This is a genomic window from Flavobacterium sp. LMO8, assembly GCF_009495755.1.
Lineage (GTDB): Bacteria > Bacteroidota > Bacteroidia > Flavobacteriales > Flavobacteriaceae > Flavobacterium.
The window spans coordinates 25,235-40,118 of record NZ_WIBJ01000015.1 but is presented as its reverse complement, the minus strand read 5'-3'; the positions used below and the strand labels follow the sequence as shown (position 1 = coordinate 40,118).

At 32.5% G+C, this 14,884-nt stretch carries 12 protein-coding genes; 5 read left to right on the top strand and 7 right to left on the bottom strand.

What is annotated here, in order from left to right:
• Positions 1-11: 11 nt before the first annotated feature.
• From pyk to GFJ94_RS02080, 5 genes are all read right to left on the bottom strand, one after another.
• Positions 12-1,442: a pyruvate kinase gene (pyk, locus tag GFJ94_RS02100; RefSeq protein WP_153199919.1), complete on the bottom strand. Its 1,431-nt coding sequence runs from the start codon at positions 1,440-1,442 to the stop codon at positions 12-14.
• Between the two features lie 5 nt (positions 1,443-1,447).
• On the bottom strand, positions 1,448-1,921 hold the full coding sequence (locus GFJ94_RS02095; RefSeq protein ID WP_153199917.1) for an IPExxxVDY family protein: 474 nt from the start codon (positions 1,919-1,921) through the stop codon (positions 1,448-1,450).
• Positions 1,922-2,023: 102 nt separating this feature from the next.
• Complete coding sequence (gene rnc, locus GFJ94_RS02090) at positions 2,024-2,767, bottom strand: ribonuclease III (protein WP_153199915.1); 744 nt, start codon at positions 2,765-2,767, stop codon at positions 2,024-2,026.
• A 2-nt stretch (positions 2,768-2,769) separates the two neighbouring features.
• On the bottom strand, positions 2,770-4,023 hold the full coding sequence (gene fabF / locus GFJ94_RS02085; protein ID WP_153199913.1) for a beta-ketoacyl-ACP synthase II: 1,254 nt from the start codon (positions 4,021-4,023) through the stop codon (positions 2,770-2,772).
• Between the two features lie 178 nt (positions 4,024-4,201).
• Positions 4,202-4,438, bottom strand: coding sequence for an acyl carrier protein (locus GFJ94_RS02080; RefSeq protein ID WP_002988156.1), 237 nt, complete (start codon positions 4,436-4,438; stop codon positions 4,202-4,204).
• Positions 4,439-4,610: 172 nt separating this feature from the next.
• Between GFJ94_RS02080 and GFJ94_RS02075 the strand changes: the two genes are divergently transcribed.
• Positions 4,611-5,174 carry a phosphoribosylglycinamide formyltransferase gene (locus tag GFJ94_RS02075; protein ID WP_153199911.1) on the top strand — a complete coding sequence of 188 codons (564 nt, stop codon included), beginning with the start codon at positions 4,611-4,613 and terminating at the stop codon, positions 5,172-5,174.
• Positions 5,175-5,185: 11 nt separating this feature from the next.
• A complete protein-coding gene (rnhA, locus tag GFJ94_RS02070; protein WP_153199908.1) occupies positions 5,186-5,665 on the top strand; it encodes a ribonuclease HI in 480 nt (159 codons plus the stop codon).
• A 545-nt stretch (positions 5,666-6,210) separates the two neighbouring features.
• Here rnhA and GFJ94_RS02065 read toward each other — a convergent pair.
• Complete coding sequence (locus GFJ94_RS02065) at positions 6,211-7,119, bottom strand: DUF6268 family outer membrane beta-barrel protein (RefSeq protein ID WP_153199906.1); 909 nt, start codon at positions 7,117-7,119, stop codon at positions 6,211-6,213.
• Positions 7,120-7,360: 241 nt separating this feature from the next.
• Between GFJ94_RS02065 and GFJ94_RS02060 the strand changes: the two genes are divergently transcribed.
• Both GFJ94_RS02060 and GFJ94_RS02055 read left to right on the top strand, forming a co-directional pair.
• Complete coding sequence (locus tag GFJ94_RS02060) at positions 7,361-8,290, top strand: PfkB family carbohydrate kinase (protein WP_153199904.1); 930 nt, start codon at positions 7,361-7,363, stop codon at positions 8,288-8,290.
• Positions 8,291-8,370: 80 nt separating this feature from the next.
• A complete protein-coding gene (locus tag GFJ94_RS02055; protein ID WP_153199903.1) occupies positions 8,371-10,269 on the top strand; it encodes an amidophosphoribosyltransferase in 1,899 nt (632 codons plus the stop codon).
• 630 nt (positions 10,270-10,899) lie between these two features.
• On the opposite strand, the gene GFJ94_RS02050 is transcribed toward GFJ94_RS02055, so the two are convergent.
• The gene (locus GFJ94_RS02050; protein ID WP_153199901.1) at positions 10,900-11,505 is read right to left on the bottom strand and encodes a superoxide dismutase; all 606 of its coding nucleotides are present in this window, start codon (positions 11,503-11,505) and stop codon (positions 10,900-10,902) included.
• A 198-nt stretch (positions 11,506-11,703) separates the two neighbouring features.
• Between GFJ94_RS02050 and GFJ94_RS02045 the strand changes: the two genes are divergently transcribed.
• Positions 11,704-14,877 carry an exodeoxyribonuclease V subunit beta gene (locus tag GFJ94_RS02045; RefSeq protein WP_153199899.1) on the top strand — a complete coding sequence of 1,058 codons (3,174 nt, stop codon included), beginning with the start codon at positions 11,704-11,706 and terminating at the stop codon, positions 14,875-14,877.
• Positions 14,878-14,884: the final 7 nt, after the last annotated feature.

The following is a 14,884-nucleotide window of genomic DNA, read 5'->3' as shown; positions in this document are numbered from 1 at the left end:
TAAAGTAAAGCTTACTCTATTTCAGAAACTCTTAATGTATTTACCATTCCTTTAGCTACAATAGGCATTGCTGCTAAGTTGATAACCATATCACCTTTTTTAACGTATTTTTTCTCTTTGCAAATCACATTAATATCTTCAATGGTGTCATCTGTACTTACTAATTTGTCATAGAAGTAAGCTCTTACGCCCCATAATAAATTTAATTGTGTTAAGATTCTTTTATTAGATGTAAATACTAAAATATGCGATTTTGGTCTCCAAGCCGAAATTTGAAATGCTGTATAACCTGAGTTTGTTAATGTTGTTATCGCTTTTGCATTAATAGTATCTGCCATTAAAGCCGCATGATAACAAATCGATTTGGTAATATAACGAGCATTTTTTATTTGAGGTTGAGAAACAGGAACTTTAATAAGTGGAGAATCTTCAACACTTTCAATAATTCTTGTCATCGTTTCGATTACTTGAACAGGATAATTTCCTACAGATGTTTCTCCAGATAACATTACCGCATCTGCACCATCCATTACCGAGTTAGCAACATCATTTACTTCGGCTCTGGTTGGAGTTAATGAAGTAATCATTGTTTCCATCATTTGCGTTGCTACAATTACTGGAATACGCGCTGTTTTTGCTCTGTGGATTAATTTTTTCTGAATTAAAGGTACTTCCTCAGCAGGAACTTCTACACCTAAATCTCCACGAGCAACCATCAAACCATCACAAGCAACTACAATTTCATTAATGTTTTCTACCGCTTCTGGTTTCTCAATTTTTGCAATAATTGGAATTTTATGATCTGAATGTTTTTCGATTAAATCTTGTAAGTCTTTAATATCTTCTTTAGTTCTTACAAATGAAAGCGCCATCCAATCAACCTTGTTTTCACAAGCAAAAATAGCATCTTTAATATCTTTTGTTGTTAAAGCGGGTAACGAAACTTTAGTATTAGGTAAGTTAACTCCTTTTTTCGATTTTAATGGACCACCTTGGATAACTTTACAAACCACTTCATTAGTTCTATTTGTTTCAATGGCTTCAAACATTAGTTTTCCATCATCTAACAAAATTCTTTCACCAGGATTAACGTCTCTTGGGAATTCTTTGTAGTTCATGTATACTCTATCTGCTGTTCCAGGAACATCATCAGAAGTTTGAAAAGTAATAATGTCACCAGGATTTACAACAACATCTTCTTTCATTACACCTACACGTAATTTTGGCCCTTGTAAATCGGCTAAAATTGAAGTTGTGTAACCAAATTCATCGTTTAATTCCCTAATGATTTTAATTCGCTCTGATACATCTGTATAATCAGCGTGTGAAAAGTTAATTCTAAATACATTAACTCCAGCGTCAATCATATTTTTTATTACTTCCTTTGTACTACAAGCAGGGCCTAGGGTAGCTACAATTTTAGTTTTTTTGTTTGTTGGCATTTTAATTAAAAAATTAAATTATTTTTAGATTTTAAGTTCGTGATATCAATCGCGTAAGCCGTAGTTACATTTTTAATTTTCTGAATTTTCTCAATTATAGGTTCTGAATCAAAACCGTAATCTATATTTTCAATTTTTATAAGGTAATCGGCTTTTTTAAATTCAGGTAGTAAAAAAACGGTAATGTCAACCTGCTCAAATAATGAAGTTGGCTGTTTTTTGGAATTTATTATCGTAGTTTTGTTATCGATTAAAGTCCAAATTATATCGTTCTTTTCATCATCAAATGTGAAGTTACTAAAAGCGCTTTTTCCTTCTGGAATGGCAATTTCTACATAAGCATTATTTTTGCTTAATTGAATGTCTAATTCCTTGTTCAGCATAAAAGCCAATTTGTAATCATCTAAAGATGAGTGAATGGCTATTAATTCATAATCGTCTGAAACAAAATCGTTTATTTGAATTTTATGAATGGCCATTACCAGAATTTAAGTTGTAAAGATAAGATTAAAATCTATTAAAAAATACCAGTTTTGGTGTTCTTAACGATAATTTAGTAACGAAAACGTTTTAGTACTAGGTTATTTTTTTAAAATTTTTTCTTGTAAAGCAAAATAAGCACGTTGTGATGCTTTTTCTTCTGCTTTTTTCTTAGAAGTAGCTCTTGCTCTAGCGATAATTTTTTGATCGATAAGTAATTTTACACCAAAATATTTCTGACCTTCAATGCCGTTATCTTCCACAAAATCAAAAAGGAAAGACATTTTTTCTTTTTGACACCATTCTATGATTAAACTTTTATAACTAATGACTTTACCTTCTAGTTTTGCAATATCAACATATTGTTTGATGATTTTATTTTGGATAAATTTTTCACAATAAACGAAACCTTTATCTAGATAAATAGCTCCAATGAATGCCTCAAACAAATTACCATGTATATTTTCGCCAAATTGACTAGAATTAACTTTACTTTCTACAAATTGAAGGAGATTATAGTCGCGTCCAAGTTCGTTCAAATGTTCTCTACTTACAATTTTCGAACGCATTTTTGTCAAATAACCCTCATCGCCCGAAGGTACTTCGTTATATAGATGAGCTGCAATAACACTTCCTAACATAGCATCACCAAGAAATTCCAATCGCTCGTAATTGAACGGATTTCCTTTTTCGTCTACTTTGTTAGCCGAGCGATGGGTGAAGGCTTTTCTGTAATATTTTAATTCTTTAGGCTGAAAACCAAGTATTTTCGTAATTTTTTCAAAAAAAATCCCGTCTTCTTGAGAACGGGAATTTTTTCGTATTTTATTAAATAGACGACGCATGTTTAGTTCTCAAATTTTTTGAATAAAACACAAGCGTTATGTCCACCAAAACCAAAAGTATTACTCATGGCTACTTTAATTTCGCGTTTTTGCGTTTTGTTTAAAGTTAAGTTTAAAGATGGATCAATGTTTTCATCTACAGTAGTATGATTAATCGTTGGAGGTACAATTCCGTTTTGCATTGCTAAAATAGAAGCAATAGCTTCAATAGCACCAGCAGCACCTAATAAGTGACCTGTCATCGATTTAGTTGAATTGATATTGATGTTTTTAGCATGATCACCAAAAACGGCTTTAATTGCTTTTAACTCGGCAACGTCTCCAAGTGGAGTAGAAGTTCCGTGTGTGTTAATATGGTCTACGTCTTCAGGTTTCATTCCAGCGTCACGTAAACAATTTTCCATTACAGCAATAACTCCAATTCCTTCTGGATGTGGAGCTGTTAAATGATAGGCATCCGAAGACAAACCACCACCACCTACTTCGCAGTAGATTTTAGCACCACGTGCAATTGCATGTTCGTACTCTTCTAATACTAAAGCACCGGCACCTTCACCTAAAACAAATCCGTCACGAGTAGCATCAAATGGTCTAGAAGCTGTTTCTGGACTTTCGTTTCTAGTTGATAATGCCTGCATTGAGTTAAATCCGCCCATACCTGCTATAGTTACAGCTGCTTCAGAACCTCCTGAAACCACAACATCACACATTCCTAAACGAATGTAGTTGAATGCGTCTACTAAAGCATTTGCCGAAGAAGCACATGCAGAAACCGTAGTATAGTTTGGTCCCATGAAACCATTTCGCATTGAAATGTGTCCAGGAGCAATATCTGCAATCATTTTAGGAATAAAGAATGGATTAAAACGTGGTGTTCCATCACCAGCGGCATAATTCATTACTTCGTCTTGGAAAGTTTGTAAACCTCCAATACCTGCTCCCCAAATAACACCAACTCTATGTTTGTTTACATTTTCTAGGTTAATACCGGCATCTTTAATGGCTTCGTCACTTGCAACAATAGCATATTGAGCAAACTTATCCATTCTTCGAACTTCTTTTTTATCTATAAAATCTTCAACATTGAAGTTCTTAACCTCACAAGCAAATTTTGTTTTATGCTTTTCAGTATCGTAATAAGTAATAGGGGCAGCGCCACTTTTTCCGTTCACAAGACCGTCCCAATATTCTTGAAGAGTATTTCCAATAGGAGTTAACGCTCCAAGACCTGTTACAACAACACGCTTTAATTGCATATTCTAATTTTTAAAAAATCGTTTAAACAAATAATACCCGTGTTTTCTTTAATTATTAGGAGTAAAGAGACAAGGGTATTTCAATATATTGTGATTGAAATTCAATCAAAAATAGTCTAATTTTCTTTAAAATAATAAAAACCCGTATGCCAAAATAAGCACACGGGTAATTCATTTATTATTTTTTAGCTTCTTCGATGTAAGAAATAGCTTGACCTACAGTAGCAATGTTTTCAGCTTGGTCGTCTGGAATTTGAATATCAAATTCTTTTTCGAACTCCATAATTAGCTCAACAGTGTCTAATGAATCAGCTCCTAAATCGTTTGTGAAGCTAGCTTCTGCTACAACTTCGTTTTCGTCAACTCCTAATTTGTCTACGATAATCGCTTTTACTCTTGATGCAATGTCTGACATAATCTTTAATTTTTAATTTAATTTGTTGGCAAAAATAAAAAACTTTATTTTAAAACCACCTTTTTGTTACTAAATGTGACACGAAAATAAAAAAAAATATTCACAATGGCTTCTTTTTTTTATTTTTTACCAATTATTATTCTTTTTTTTGTGGTAAGAAATCAATGAAAAGATGAGGAATATTGTGCTTTTTGCTTCTGGTAATGGTTCTAATGCAGAAGAAATTATAAAATATTTTAAAAATAGTGAAATCGGGAAAGTGGTTGCTGTTTTTTGTAATAAACCAGATGCCAAAGTGTTAGATCGTGCTAAAAATCATAATTTACCATCTGTGGTTTTTAATAAAACACAGTTAAATGAAGGTTTTGTGTTAGAACATTTACACCAATTTCAACCCGATTTAATCGTTTTAGCCGGATTTCTACTGAAATTTCCAGAGTCTATATTAAAGGAATATCCAAAAGTGATTAATATTCATCCTGCTTTATTGCCAAAATACGGCGGAAAAGGCATGTATGGTATGAATGTGCATCAAGCAGTTTTAGATAATAAAGAAAAAGAAACCGGAATCACTATACATTATGTAAACGAACATTACGATGAAGGGGAATTTATTTTTCAAAAATCAGTCAATATAGAAGATTGCAAATCTGCGGATGAAATTGCACATAAAATTCACGAATTAGAACATCAATATTTTCCTGAGGTAATTGGAAAGCTAATCACTAATCACTAATCACTTTTTACTTGAGTCACGAAGTCCACATATATACAGACGGTGCTGCCAAGGGAAATCCTGGGCCAGCGGGTTATGGCGTAGTGATGGAAATGGTGGGAACGCCTTATAAAAAAGAATTTTATGAAGGTTTTCGATTGTCTACTAATAATAGAATGGAACTATTAGCGGTAATCGTAGGTTTAGAGAAATTAAAAAACCCAAAAACTAAAGTATTGGTCGTTTCCGATTCTAAATATGTGGTGGATGCGGTAGAAAAGCGTTGGGTATTTCAGTGGGAAAAAATCAATTTCAAAGCCAAGAAAAACCCAGATTTATGGATGCGCTTCTTAAAAGTGTATAGAAAACACCAAGTCGATTTTCAATGGGTAAAAGGACATAACAGTCATCCGCAGAACGAACGCTGTGATGCATTAGCGGTTATGGCATCGCAACAAGAAAAATTGTCTATTGATGAGTTTTATGAGAGAGAAGAAGGGAAGTTGTTGTAGAGTTTTACATTAATTTTCTTCCATTGATTGAAATTTCTTTTAAATTTTCTATCAGTTTCCAATAGTCTTTCTCGTTTTTATCTACTCTAAATATAATCTTGTTGTTGTCCAAAAAACAGATTGTTAGCTTTGGATAATATGTAAAAAGAAAATTACTGATTTTAATTTTCTTAATTGTTTCAAGTAAATATGTTTTCTTGTCAATTTCTAATTTTATATTGTTTATTTTGATTACAATTAATTTCGAGGATTTATTCGTGGAAATTTTGAGCAAAATATTGCTGATGACAATCGAATAGATTACTATAAATAAATTGATGTAATCAAATTTTGGAAAGAAATAAACAGTAATGGATACTAATAAAATCAATGTAAATATTGATATAGTTAATCCAATAAAGAAAAGAACATACAGTTTTCTTAGATTGATGATTTTTATTAGATGTAGTTGCATTTTTTTTGAGAAAAGAATTTTCAAATCTACAAATTTCTTTCAAACTAGTTCTTTTAAGAAATAAAAAAGGAGCTTTTCAGCTCCTTCGGTATTATTTTGTTTCTTTAGTCAAATCAAATCTATAAATAGCATCAAATCCTACATATAAAGAAGAGTCAAATTCCGAGTTTAGTCGGTTTCTTTTATCGGTGCTTAATGGGAACGTTAATATTTGTGCTCCTACTTTTTCGTTACTATTGTAAACAGCATAATCGGTAGTGTCAAAACCAACTTTTCCTCTAAGAATTATAGAATTATCCATTAAACCTAAGGCAGCATATAGGGCAAAACGAATTGATTCTTCTTGAGTATATAAATCAGAGTTGAATTCAGAAAGATTATAGGATTTGATAGAAGTAAGTAAATCAGCACCAAAACTAAATTTCTTTGTCAAAGCATAATTGGCGTCCATTCGAATAGGTAAAGTCGCGTTTATATAAAACTTATTGTCTTTTGAACGGTGCCAAAGACCAATCAAAGGCGTAATGGTTGAGCCATGATTTTCAGAAGAAGTATACAATCCAAACTTTATCTTATAGCTTTCATTATATTGATAATCGAATACTGCAAGTCCACCAAATTGAAAATCATTTGATCCAATATTGTCAAAATCAGAAGCTATTTTAGGAAGAAATACATAAGTTCCCGACCATTTTTCTGAATGTTGGTATTTCATTCCTAAATTCAAACGAGTCATAGTCAAGCTTGTTCTCTCTGCGCCTTGTGAAAAATTAAGGCGAGTGTTTTCAATAGTAAATCCAGTTAATAAAACTGCTTTCTCAGACATTTTTTTTGGATAGTAAACCTCCATGTTTAGATTATTTACACTTGTTTCGTAGTCGTTATCTATGTTTCCTAACGTGGCATTGTTCAACGATAATTTAAAAATATCAACATAATCTTGTGCGTTTGCAGCAGTTGTAAAAAGAGCAAAAAGCATTAATAATTTAATTTTTTTCATGAGTTTTTCTGTTTTTTGTTTGTAATTTTTTTCAAAAATATTCTTTAGCTATTAAAAATGTTAAAAAACTAGAAAGTATTAAATTATGATAATCATAAAATTAATTTATGAATTGTATTTTTAATCATAAAATCATGCTAATCATTGGCTTTCAAAATTTTTTATCAAGAAGTTTCGAGATATAAACTTTTAAACTTCTAAACAAAAACTTATCTTTGCATCTTATTTCAAATTCAATTTAATGAACAAACTATTAATAGTAGGAACAGTAGCTTTTGACGCTATTGAAACGCCTTTCGGAAAAACAGATAAAATTTTAGGTGGAGCCGCAACTTACATTGGTTTAGCGTCTAACTTTTTTAATGTAGATGCAGCAGTAGTTTCTGTAGTAGGAGAAGATTTTCCAAAGGAATATTTAGATTTATTAGAAAATAAAGGAGTAAATATCGAAGGTATCGAAATCGTGAAAGGTGGAAAAACCTTCTTTTGGAGTGGAAAATATCACAACGATTTAAATTCTCGTGACACTTTAGTTACAGAATTAAACGTTTTGGCTGATTTTAATCCAGTGGTGCCACAAATGTATAAAAATTCGGATGTAGTTTTATTAGGAAACTTACACCCAATAGTGCAATCAGGGGTTTTAAACCAAATGACAGAGCGACCAAAATTAGTTGTTTTAGATACAATGAACTTTTGGATGGATTGTGCCTTACCAGAATTATTAGACGTAATAAAACGTGTAGATGTTATCACCATCAATGATGAAGAAGCGCGCCAGTTATCAGGAGAATATTCTTTGGTAAAAGCGGCTGCTAAAATTCATACAATGGGACCTAAGTATGTAGTAATCAAAAAAGGAGAACACGGAGCGTTATTGTTCCACAATAAAGAGGTTTTCTTTGCTCCAGCTTTACCGTTAGAAGAAGTGTTTGATCCAACAGGAGCTGGTGATACTTTCGCAGGAGGTTTTGCAGGTTACATTGCACAATCAGAAAACATTTCGTTTAGCAATTTGAAAAATGCGATTATTTATGGTTCAAATTTAGCTTCTTTCTGTGTGGAGAAATTTGGAACAGAACGAATGGAGAATTTAGATAAAAATGAAGTGAATGCGCGTTTGAAACAATTCAAAGCCTTAACACAATTTGAAATAAAATTAGAAGAATAAAAACGTGCCTCGAAATTTCGGGGCATTTTTTGTTTTAAAAATAATAAGAATTACAACAACCTACAACAACACAACAACTTATGAGTGACGCTATACAACACGAATGTGGAATTGCATTACTACGATTAAAAAAACCGTTAGAATTCTATAAAGAAAAATACGGAACCGCTTTCTATGGTGTACAAAAAATGTACTTACTTATGGAAAAGCAACACAACCGCGGTCAAGACGGAGCGGGTTTAGCGAGTATTAAATTGGATGTAAATCCAGGCGAAAGATACATCAGCCGTATTCGTTCAAACGACCCGCAACCTATTAAGGATATCTTCGCTCAAATTAACGACAGAATCAGTCGTGAGTTAGAAGAACATCCAGAATATCAAAACAATGTGGCACTTCAAAAACAAAATATTCCATATTTGGGAGAAGTGTTTTTAGGTCACGTTCGTTATGGAACTTTCGGTAAAAACAGCATCGAAAGTGTTCACCCATTTTTACGTCAAAACAATTGGATGCACCGAAATTTAATTGTTGCGGGAAATTTCAATATGACTAACGTAAAGGAGTTGTTTCAAAACTTAATTGACTTAGGACAACATCCAAAACAAATGGCCGATACTGTTACCGTATTGGAAAAAATCGGACATTTCTTAGATGATGAGGTTACCGAATTATACAAACAATGCAAATTAGAAGGTTTTTCTAAACAAGAAGCTTCTCCAATTATTGGCGAACGATTAAATGTGCAACGCATTTTAGAACGTGCTTCACGTAATTTCGATGGAGGTTATGCAATGGCTGGACTTTTTGGTCATGGCGATTCGTTTGTTTTGCGCGATCCTGCAGGAATTCGTCCTGCGTATTTTTACGAAGATGATGAAATTGTAGTAGTCGCTTCAGAACGTCCGGTAATTCAAACGGTTTTCAATGTACCTTTCGAAAAAGTACAAGAATTAACTCCAGGAAGTGCTATCATTATTAAGAAAAACGGAAATATTTCGGTTCAGGAAGTAAGAACGCCGTTAATCAAAAAAGCATGTTCGTTTGAGCGTATTTATTTTTCTCGTGGAAGCGATGCTGAAATCTATAAAGAACGTAAAGAATTAGGAAAATTAATATTTCCAAGTGTTTTAAAGGCAATCGATAACGATACTGACAATACGGTTTTCTCTTTTATTCCAAATACGGCAGAAACCTCGTTTTACGGAATGTCAGAAGCGGCTCAGGATTTTTTAAATCAAAGAAAAGCCAAAGCAATTATCGAGCAAAAAGATACATTGACGGAAGATACCTTGAAAGAATTACTTTCAGTAAAAATCAGAACGGAAAAAATTGCGATTAAAGATGCTAAATTAAGAACGTTTATTACTGAAGATAGTAGTCGCGATGATTTAGTAGCACATGTATACGATGTAACGTATGGTGTGGTAAAACCAACCGATAATTTAGTAATTATTGATGATAGTATTGTAAGAGGAACAACTTTAAAGCAAAGTATCATTAAAATGATGGACCGATTAAATCCTAAGAAAATTGTCGTGGTTTCATCAGCACCTCAAATTCGTTACCCAGATTGTTACGGAATTGACATGGCGAAACTAGAAGGATTAGTAGCCTTTAAAGCAGCATTAGATTTATTGAGAGAGCGTAATCTATATCATATAGTCGATGAAGTATATCAAAAATCAAAAGCACAAGAAGATTTTAGTGATGCTGATGTAGTGAATTATGTAAAAGAGATTTATGCATCTTTCACGGATCAAGAAATTTCTGATAAAATTGCCCAAATGCTTACCCCAGAAAACACAAAAGCAGAAGTAAAAATCATTTATCAAACAGTTGAAGATTTACACATTGCTTGTCCGAAGAATTTAGGCGATTGGTATTTTACAGGAGATTATCCAACTGACGGAGGAAATCGTGTAGTAAACCGAGCATTCATGAATTTTTATGAAGGTAAAGATGCTCGTGCATACTAAAAAGTGCGTTTCATCGACTTTTTATTTCGTTTAACAATTTTTTTATAGTAATACAAAATCTCACCATACTTTAGTACTACCAGAAAATTAGTAGGTTAAGTTTTATGGTAGATTTGGGGCAAAAAGGGTACGCAATGCGTGCCTTTTTTTTTATTCCAAAATCAGATTTTATTTTAATAAAGAAGTTGTTTTTTTGCAAAATATGCATTTCATCGACTTTTTATTTCGTTTAACAATTTTTTTATAGTAATACAAAATCTCACTATACTTTAGTACTACCAGAAAATTAGAGGTTAAGTTTATGGTAGATTTGGGGCAAAAAGGGTACGCAATGCGTGCCTTTTTTTTATCCAAAAGTTTAGACACTTGTTAGAAAAAAATAAAAAAACAACTGATTTGTTTTTTAAGTATGCATTTCATCGAGTTTTTGTGTTATTCAACAATTTTTTTAGTCAGATACAATTTACCGTTCTACTTTAGCTCTACCAGAAAATTAGTAGGTTAAGTTTTATGGTAGATTTGGGGCAAAAAGGGTGAAAGAAATTTCACCTTTTTTATTTTAATAAACTTGGTAACAAAAAAGGCGAAGATTTTAAAATCCTCGCCTTTTTTAATTTTTATTTATTTTAATTATTTCGCTGCAGCAAAACGTTTTGCAACTTCTGTCCAGTTAATTACATTAAAGAAAGCTTCCATATAATCAGGACGTCTGTTTTGATAGTTTAAGTAATAAGCATGTTCCCAAACATCCATTCCTAAGATTGGTTGTCCACCACACGCCACACCTGGCATTAATGGGTTGTCTTGGTTAGGGGTAGAACAAACTTCTAATTTACCATCTTTCACACATAACCAAGCCCATCCTGAACCAAAACGAGTAGCTCCTGCTTTAGAAAATTCTGCTTTAAAAGTGTCAAATGAACCAAATGCAGCATCGATAGCAGTCGCTAATTCACCTGTTGGTAAACCACCGCCGTTTGGCGACATAATTTCCCAGAACATAGTGTGATTATAGTGTCCACCACCATTGTTACGAACTGCCATATTGTTCATGTCCAAATTTTTCATGATTTCTTCAATAGATTTTCCTTCTAAATCAGTTCCAGCAATTGCAGCGTTTAGGTTGGTAACGTATGCATTGTGGTGCTTAGAATGATGTATTTCCATTGTTCTCGCATCAATATGTGGTTCTAATGCATCGTATGCATAAGGTAATTGTGGTAATTCAAAAGCCATAATATTTTATTTTTAGATTAGTAATATTTTCACCAAATTTACAAATTAAACTTCGGAATCAAAAATAGATAGTTTCTATACCGCTATTATTAAGATAAATATAACATTTGAAATTACCTTTAAAAAGTTTGCGAAGCAAAAACCTATGAATAAATAGGTGATTGCATATGTGACAACTAAAAAACGGCATTTACATATATGAAAACAACCGCTTTTACCATATACGACGCTTCAGCTGGATCAGGAAAAACTTATACGCTAACGAAAGAATACTTAAAAATTCTTTTCTTAGCTACTAATGACGATGCGTATCGAAAAATTCTCGCCATAACGTTTACCAACAAAGCGGTAGAAGAAATGAAAAGCCGAATTGTATCAAGTTTGTACCAATTTTCATTGGATAATACTTCTGATAAAGCAATGGAATTGCTAAAAGATATTGCCTCGGAAACTAAATTAAGCATCGCTACTTTAAAAGATAAATCGAAAGCCATCATCAAAAATATCATTCACAATTATGCGGCGTTTGATATTTCAACAATTGATAAATTCACGCACAAAGTTATCCGAACGTTTGCGCAAGATTTGAATTTGCCTCCTAATTTTGAAGTTTCATTGGAAACCGATTCGCTTTTACAAGAAGCTATCGATTTGGTAATTTCAAAAGCAGGAGACGATGTAAATCTGACCAAATTGCTAATCGAATTTTCAAAAGAAAAAACTGACGACGATAAAAATTGGGATATTTCGGCCGAATTATTAAAGGTGGCTCAATTGATTACCAACGAAAACAATTCGGAAGAAATCAAAGAAATGTCGGATAAAAGTTTGGATGATTTTGGAATCGTAAAAAAGAAATTACAAGAAGAAATCAAACTTTTAAAAGCCGAAACGAGTGAAGATGGAAAAAAAATTAAGCATTTTATTGAATCAAATGGTGCGAGTTTAAGTTCATTTCCAAAGTTTTTCAATGATCATTTGAATAATATTGAGTCAAATCAACTGAAAGACACACAAAAAAAATATTTTTCTCCTGATGATATTAAGATTTTAAAATCTGCAAAAGATGTTGCCATTATTGAATCGATTATTGATGAAATTGTATCGCAATTAAAATCGATTTACGATAAGTTAGGAAAAGTAGCAATGTACGAAGCTTTTCTGCAAAACCTAAATCCACTTTCGTTATTAAACACGATTTATCAAGAATTCAAACAAATTCAGGAAGAGCAAAATTTAGTTTCGATTTCCGATTTTAATAAAATCATTCATAACGAAATACAAAACCAGCCTGCGCCTTTTATTTACGAGCGTTTGGGCGAAAAATACCGTCATTATTTCATCGATGAATTTCAAGATACTTCGGTGATGCAATGGCAAAATTTGATTCCGTTAATTGATAATGCGCTTTCTGGTCAAGACGATTTTGGTCAACAAGGAACATTAATGTTGGTTGGTGATCCAAAACAAGCAATTTATCGTTGGCGTGGTGGAAAAGCCGAACAATTTATCGATTTAGCCAAAGATGACCCGCGATTTAATCCGTTTTCTAATAAAGACAAGCAAACGCTTCGTCTAGGAACAAATTACCGCAGTTACAGCGAAGTTATTCAGTTTAATAATGCGTTTTTTAAGCAATTGTCTGATAAATTTGAAAATCCAGATTATAAAAACTTATACGAAAACCTTTCGCATCAAGAAATCAATTCTAAAAAAGGTGGTTATGTGAATTTGTCGTTTATCGAAGTGCCAGAAGACGAAACGGAAGTCGAAGGGTTTGATTCGGACAACGATTCGATTTCGGTAAAAGATAAATTTTACTTGAATCAAACCTTGAGAACCATTGAAAAATGTATCGCAAACGGATTTGAATACAAAGACATAGTTTTACTTACACGAACCAAAGCACCCGGAATCAAGTTGGCGAATTTCTTAACCGAAAACAGCGTTCCAATTTTGTCTTCGGAAACCTTATTGATTCAAAATGCAACTGAAGTGAAGTTGTTGATTGCGCTGCTTCGTTATTTGAAAAATCCAAAAGACGACGAATCGAAAGTCTATTTCTTGTATTTCATTGCGAAATATTCGCAATCGGAATTAGCAATTCATGATTTTATTTTGAGGGCAAATGATAAAAACTCGGAGGAATTAGAAACGTTTTTGAAAACCATCGGAATTGAAATTTCGTTCAAAAATTGTAAGAAGAAATCCTTGTATGAAGCAGTTGAAATTTTAATTGCGACATTTTTAAATGACAAAGTGAATACTTCGTATTTGCAATATTTCTTGGATTTGGTGTTGGAAAAAGATGTAAAAGTGCAATCGAGTATTGCAGATTTCTTGGAATATTGGGATAAAATTGGCTACCAAAAAAGCATTCCGTCACCTGAAGGAACAAACGCAGTTCGTATCATGACGATTCATAAATCAAAAGGATTGGAATTTCCTGTGGTCATTTTTCCGTTTGCCGAAGAAGATTTTGCGAGAAAAATTAAAGACAAATTATGGATTCCGCTTGAAGATTCGAACATTGATTTACCAAAAGCGTTAATCAATAACAAAAAAGAAGTAGAAAGTTACGGAAACGAAGCAAAAACCATTTTTCAAACCAAAAACCAAGAAGAAGTTTTAGATACGATTAACGTTTTGTACGTTTCCTTAACGCGTGCTGAAGAACAATTGTATGTAATTTCGAATAAACTTACAACCAAGAAAGGTGATTTGGTTACCAATAATTTATCGTATTATTTTATTGAGTTTATACAGAATTTAGGCAAATATGAAGACACAAAATTAGAATACGAGTTCGGAAATCCAACCCGAGTTTCAACCAACAAAGTACACGATGGGAAAAATAATCAAATAGGAATTGTTTTTGATAAATTAAATCCAAAAAACATCAAAATTGCACAACGTGAAGCTTTAATGTGGGGAACCATTCAGCAAGATGCGATTACTTTTGGAAATATTTTACATGAAATAATGGCGTTTATTCATACGAAAGATGATGTGGATTTGGCGATTCAAAAAGCAACCGAATTGGGATTGATTACGTTTTCTCAAAATGCGATTTTTAAAGATACGATTGATAAAATTGTGCTTCATGAAGAATTGATTCCGTTTTTTGATGCGGATGCCAAAGTATTTAATGAACAAAATATCATCAAAAAAAACACAAGAAACAGCAAACCAGATAGAGTTGTAATTAAAGATAATGTGGCTTACTTGTTAGATTACAAAACGGGAGAAAAACATAACAAACACAAAGCACAATTAGAAGAATACGGAATGGCTTTACAAGAAATGAACTATACCGTTGCAAAAAAAGCACTTATATATACAGGACAAAGTATAGAAATAGTAACTTTGTAACCATTAA

Coding starts and splice junctions, on each gene's coding strand:
- pyk (WP_153199919.1), bottom strand. CDS start 1,442: ATGCCAACAAACAAAAAAACTAAAATTGTAGCTACCCTAGGCCCTGCT.
- GFJ94_RS02095 (WP_153199917.1), bottom strand. CDS start 1,921: ATGGCCATTCATAAAATTCAAATAAACGATTTTGTTTCAGACGATTAT.
- rnc (WP_153199915.1), bottom strand. CDS start 2,767: ATGCGTCGTCTATTTAATAAAATACGAAAAAATTCCCGTTCTCAAGAA.
- fabF (WP_153199913.1), bottom strand. CDS start 4,023: ATGCAATTAAAGCGTGTTGTTGTAACAGGTCTTGGAGCGTTAACTCCT.
- GFJ94_RS02080 (WP_002988156.1), bottom strand. CDS start 4,438: ATGTCAGACATTGCATCAAGAGTAAAAGCGATTATCGTAGACAAATTA.
- GFJ94_RS02075 (WP_153199911.1), top strand. CDS start 4,611: ATGAGGAATATTGTGCTTTTTGCTTCTGGTAATGGTTCTAATGCAGAA.
- GFJ94_RS02065 (WP_153199906.1), bottom strand. CDS start 7,119: ATGAAAAAAATTAAATTATTAATGCTTTTTGCTCTTTTTACAACTGCT.
- GFJ94_RS02060 (WP_153199904.1), top strand. CDS start 7,361: ATGAACAAACTATTAATAGTAGGAACAGTAGCTTTTGACGCTATTGAA.
- GFJ94_RS02055 (WP_153199903.1), top strand. CDS start 8,371: ATGAGTGACGCTATACAACACGAATGTGGAATTGCATTACTACGATTA.
- GFJ94_RS02050 (WP_153199901.1), bottom strand. CDS start 11,505: ATGGCTTTTGAATTACCACAATTACCTTATGCATACGATGCATTAGAA.
- GFJ94_RS02045 (WP_153199899.1), top strand. CDS start 11,704: ATGAAAACAACCGCTTTTACCATATACGACGCTTCAGCTGGATCAGGA.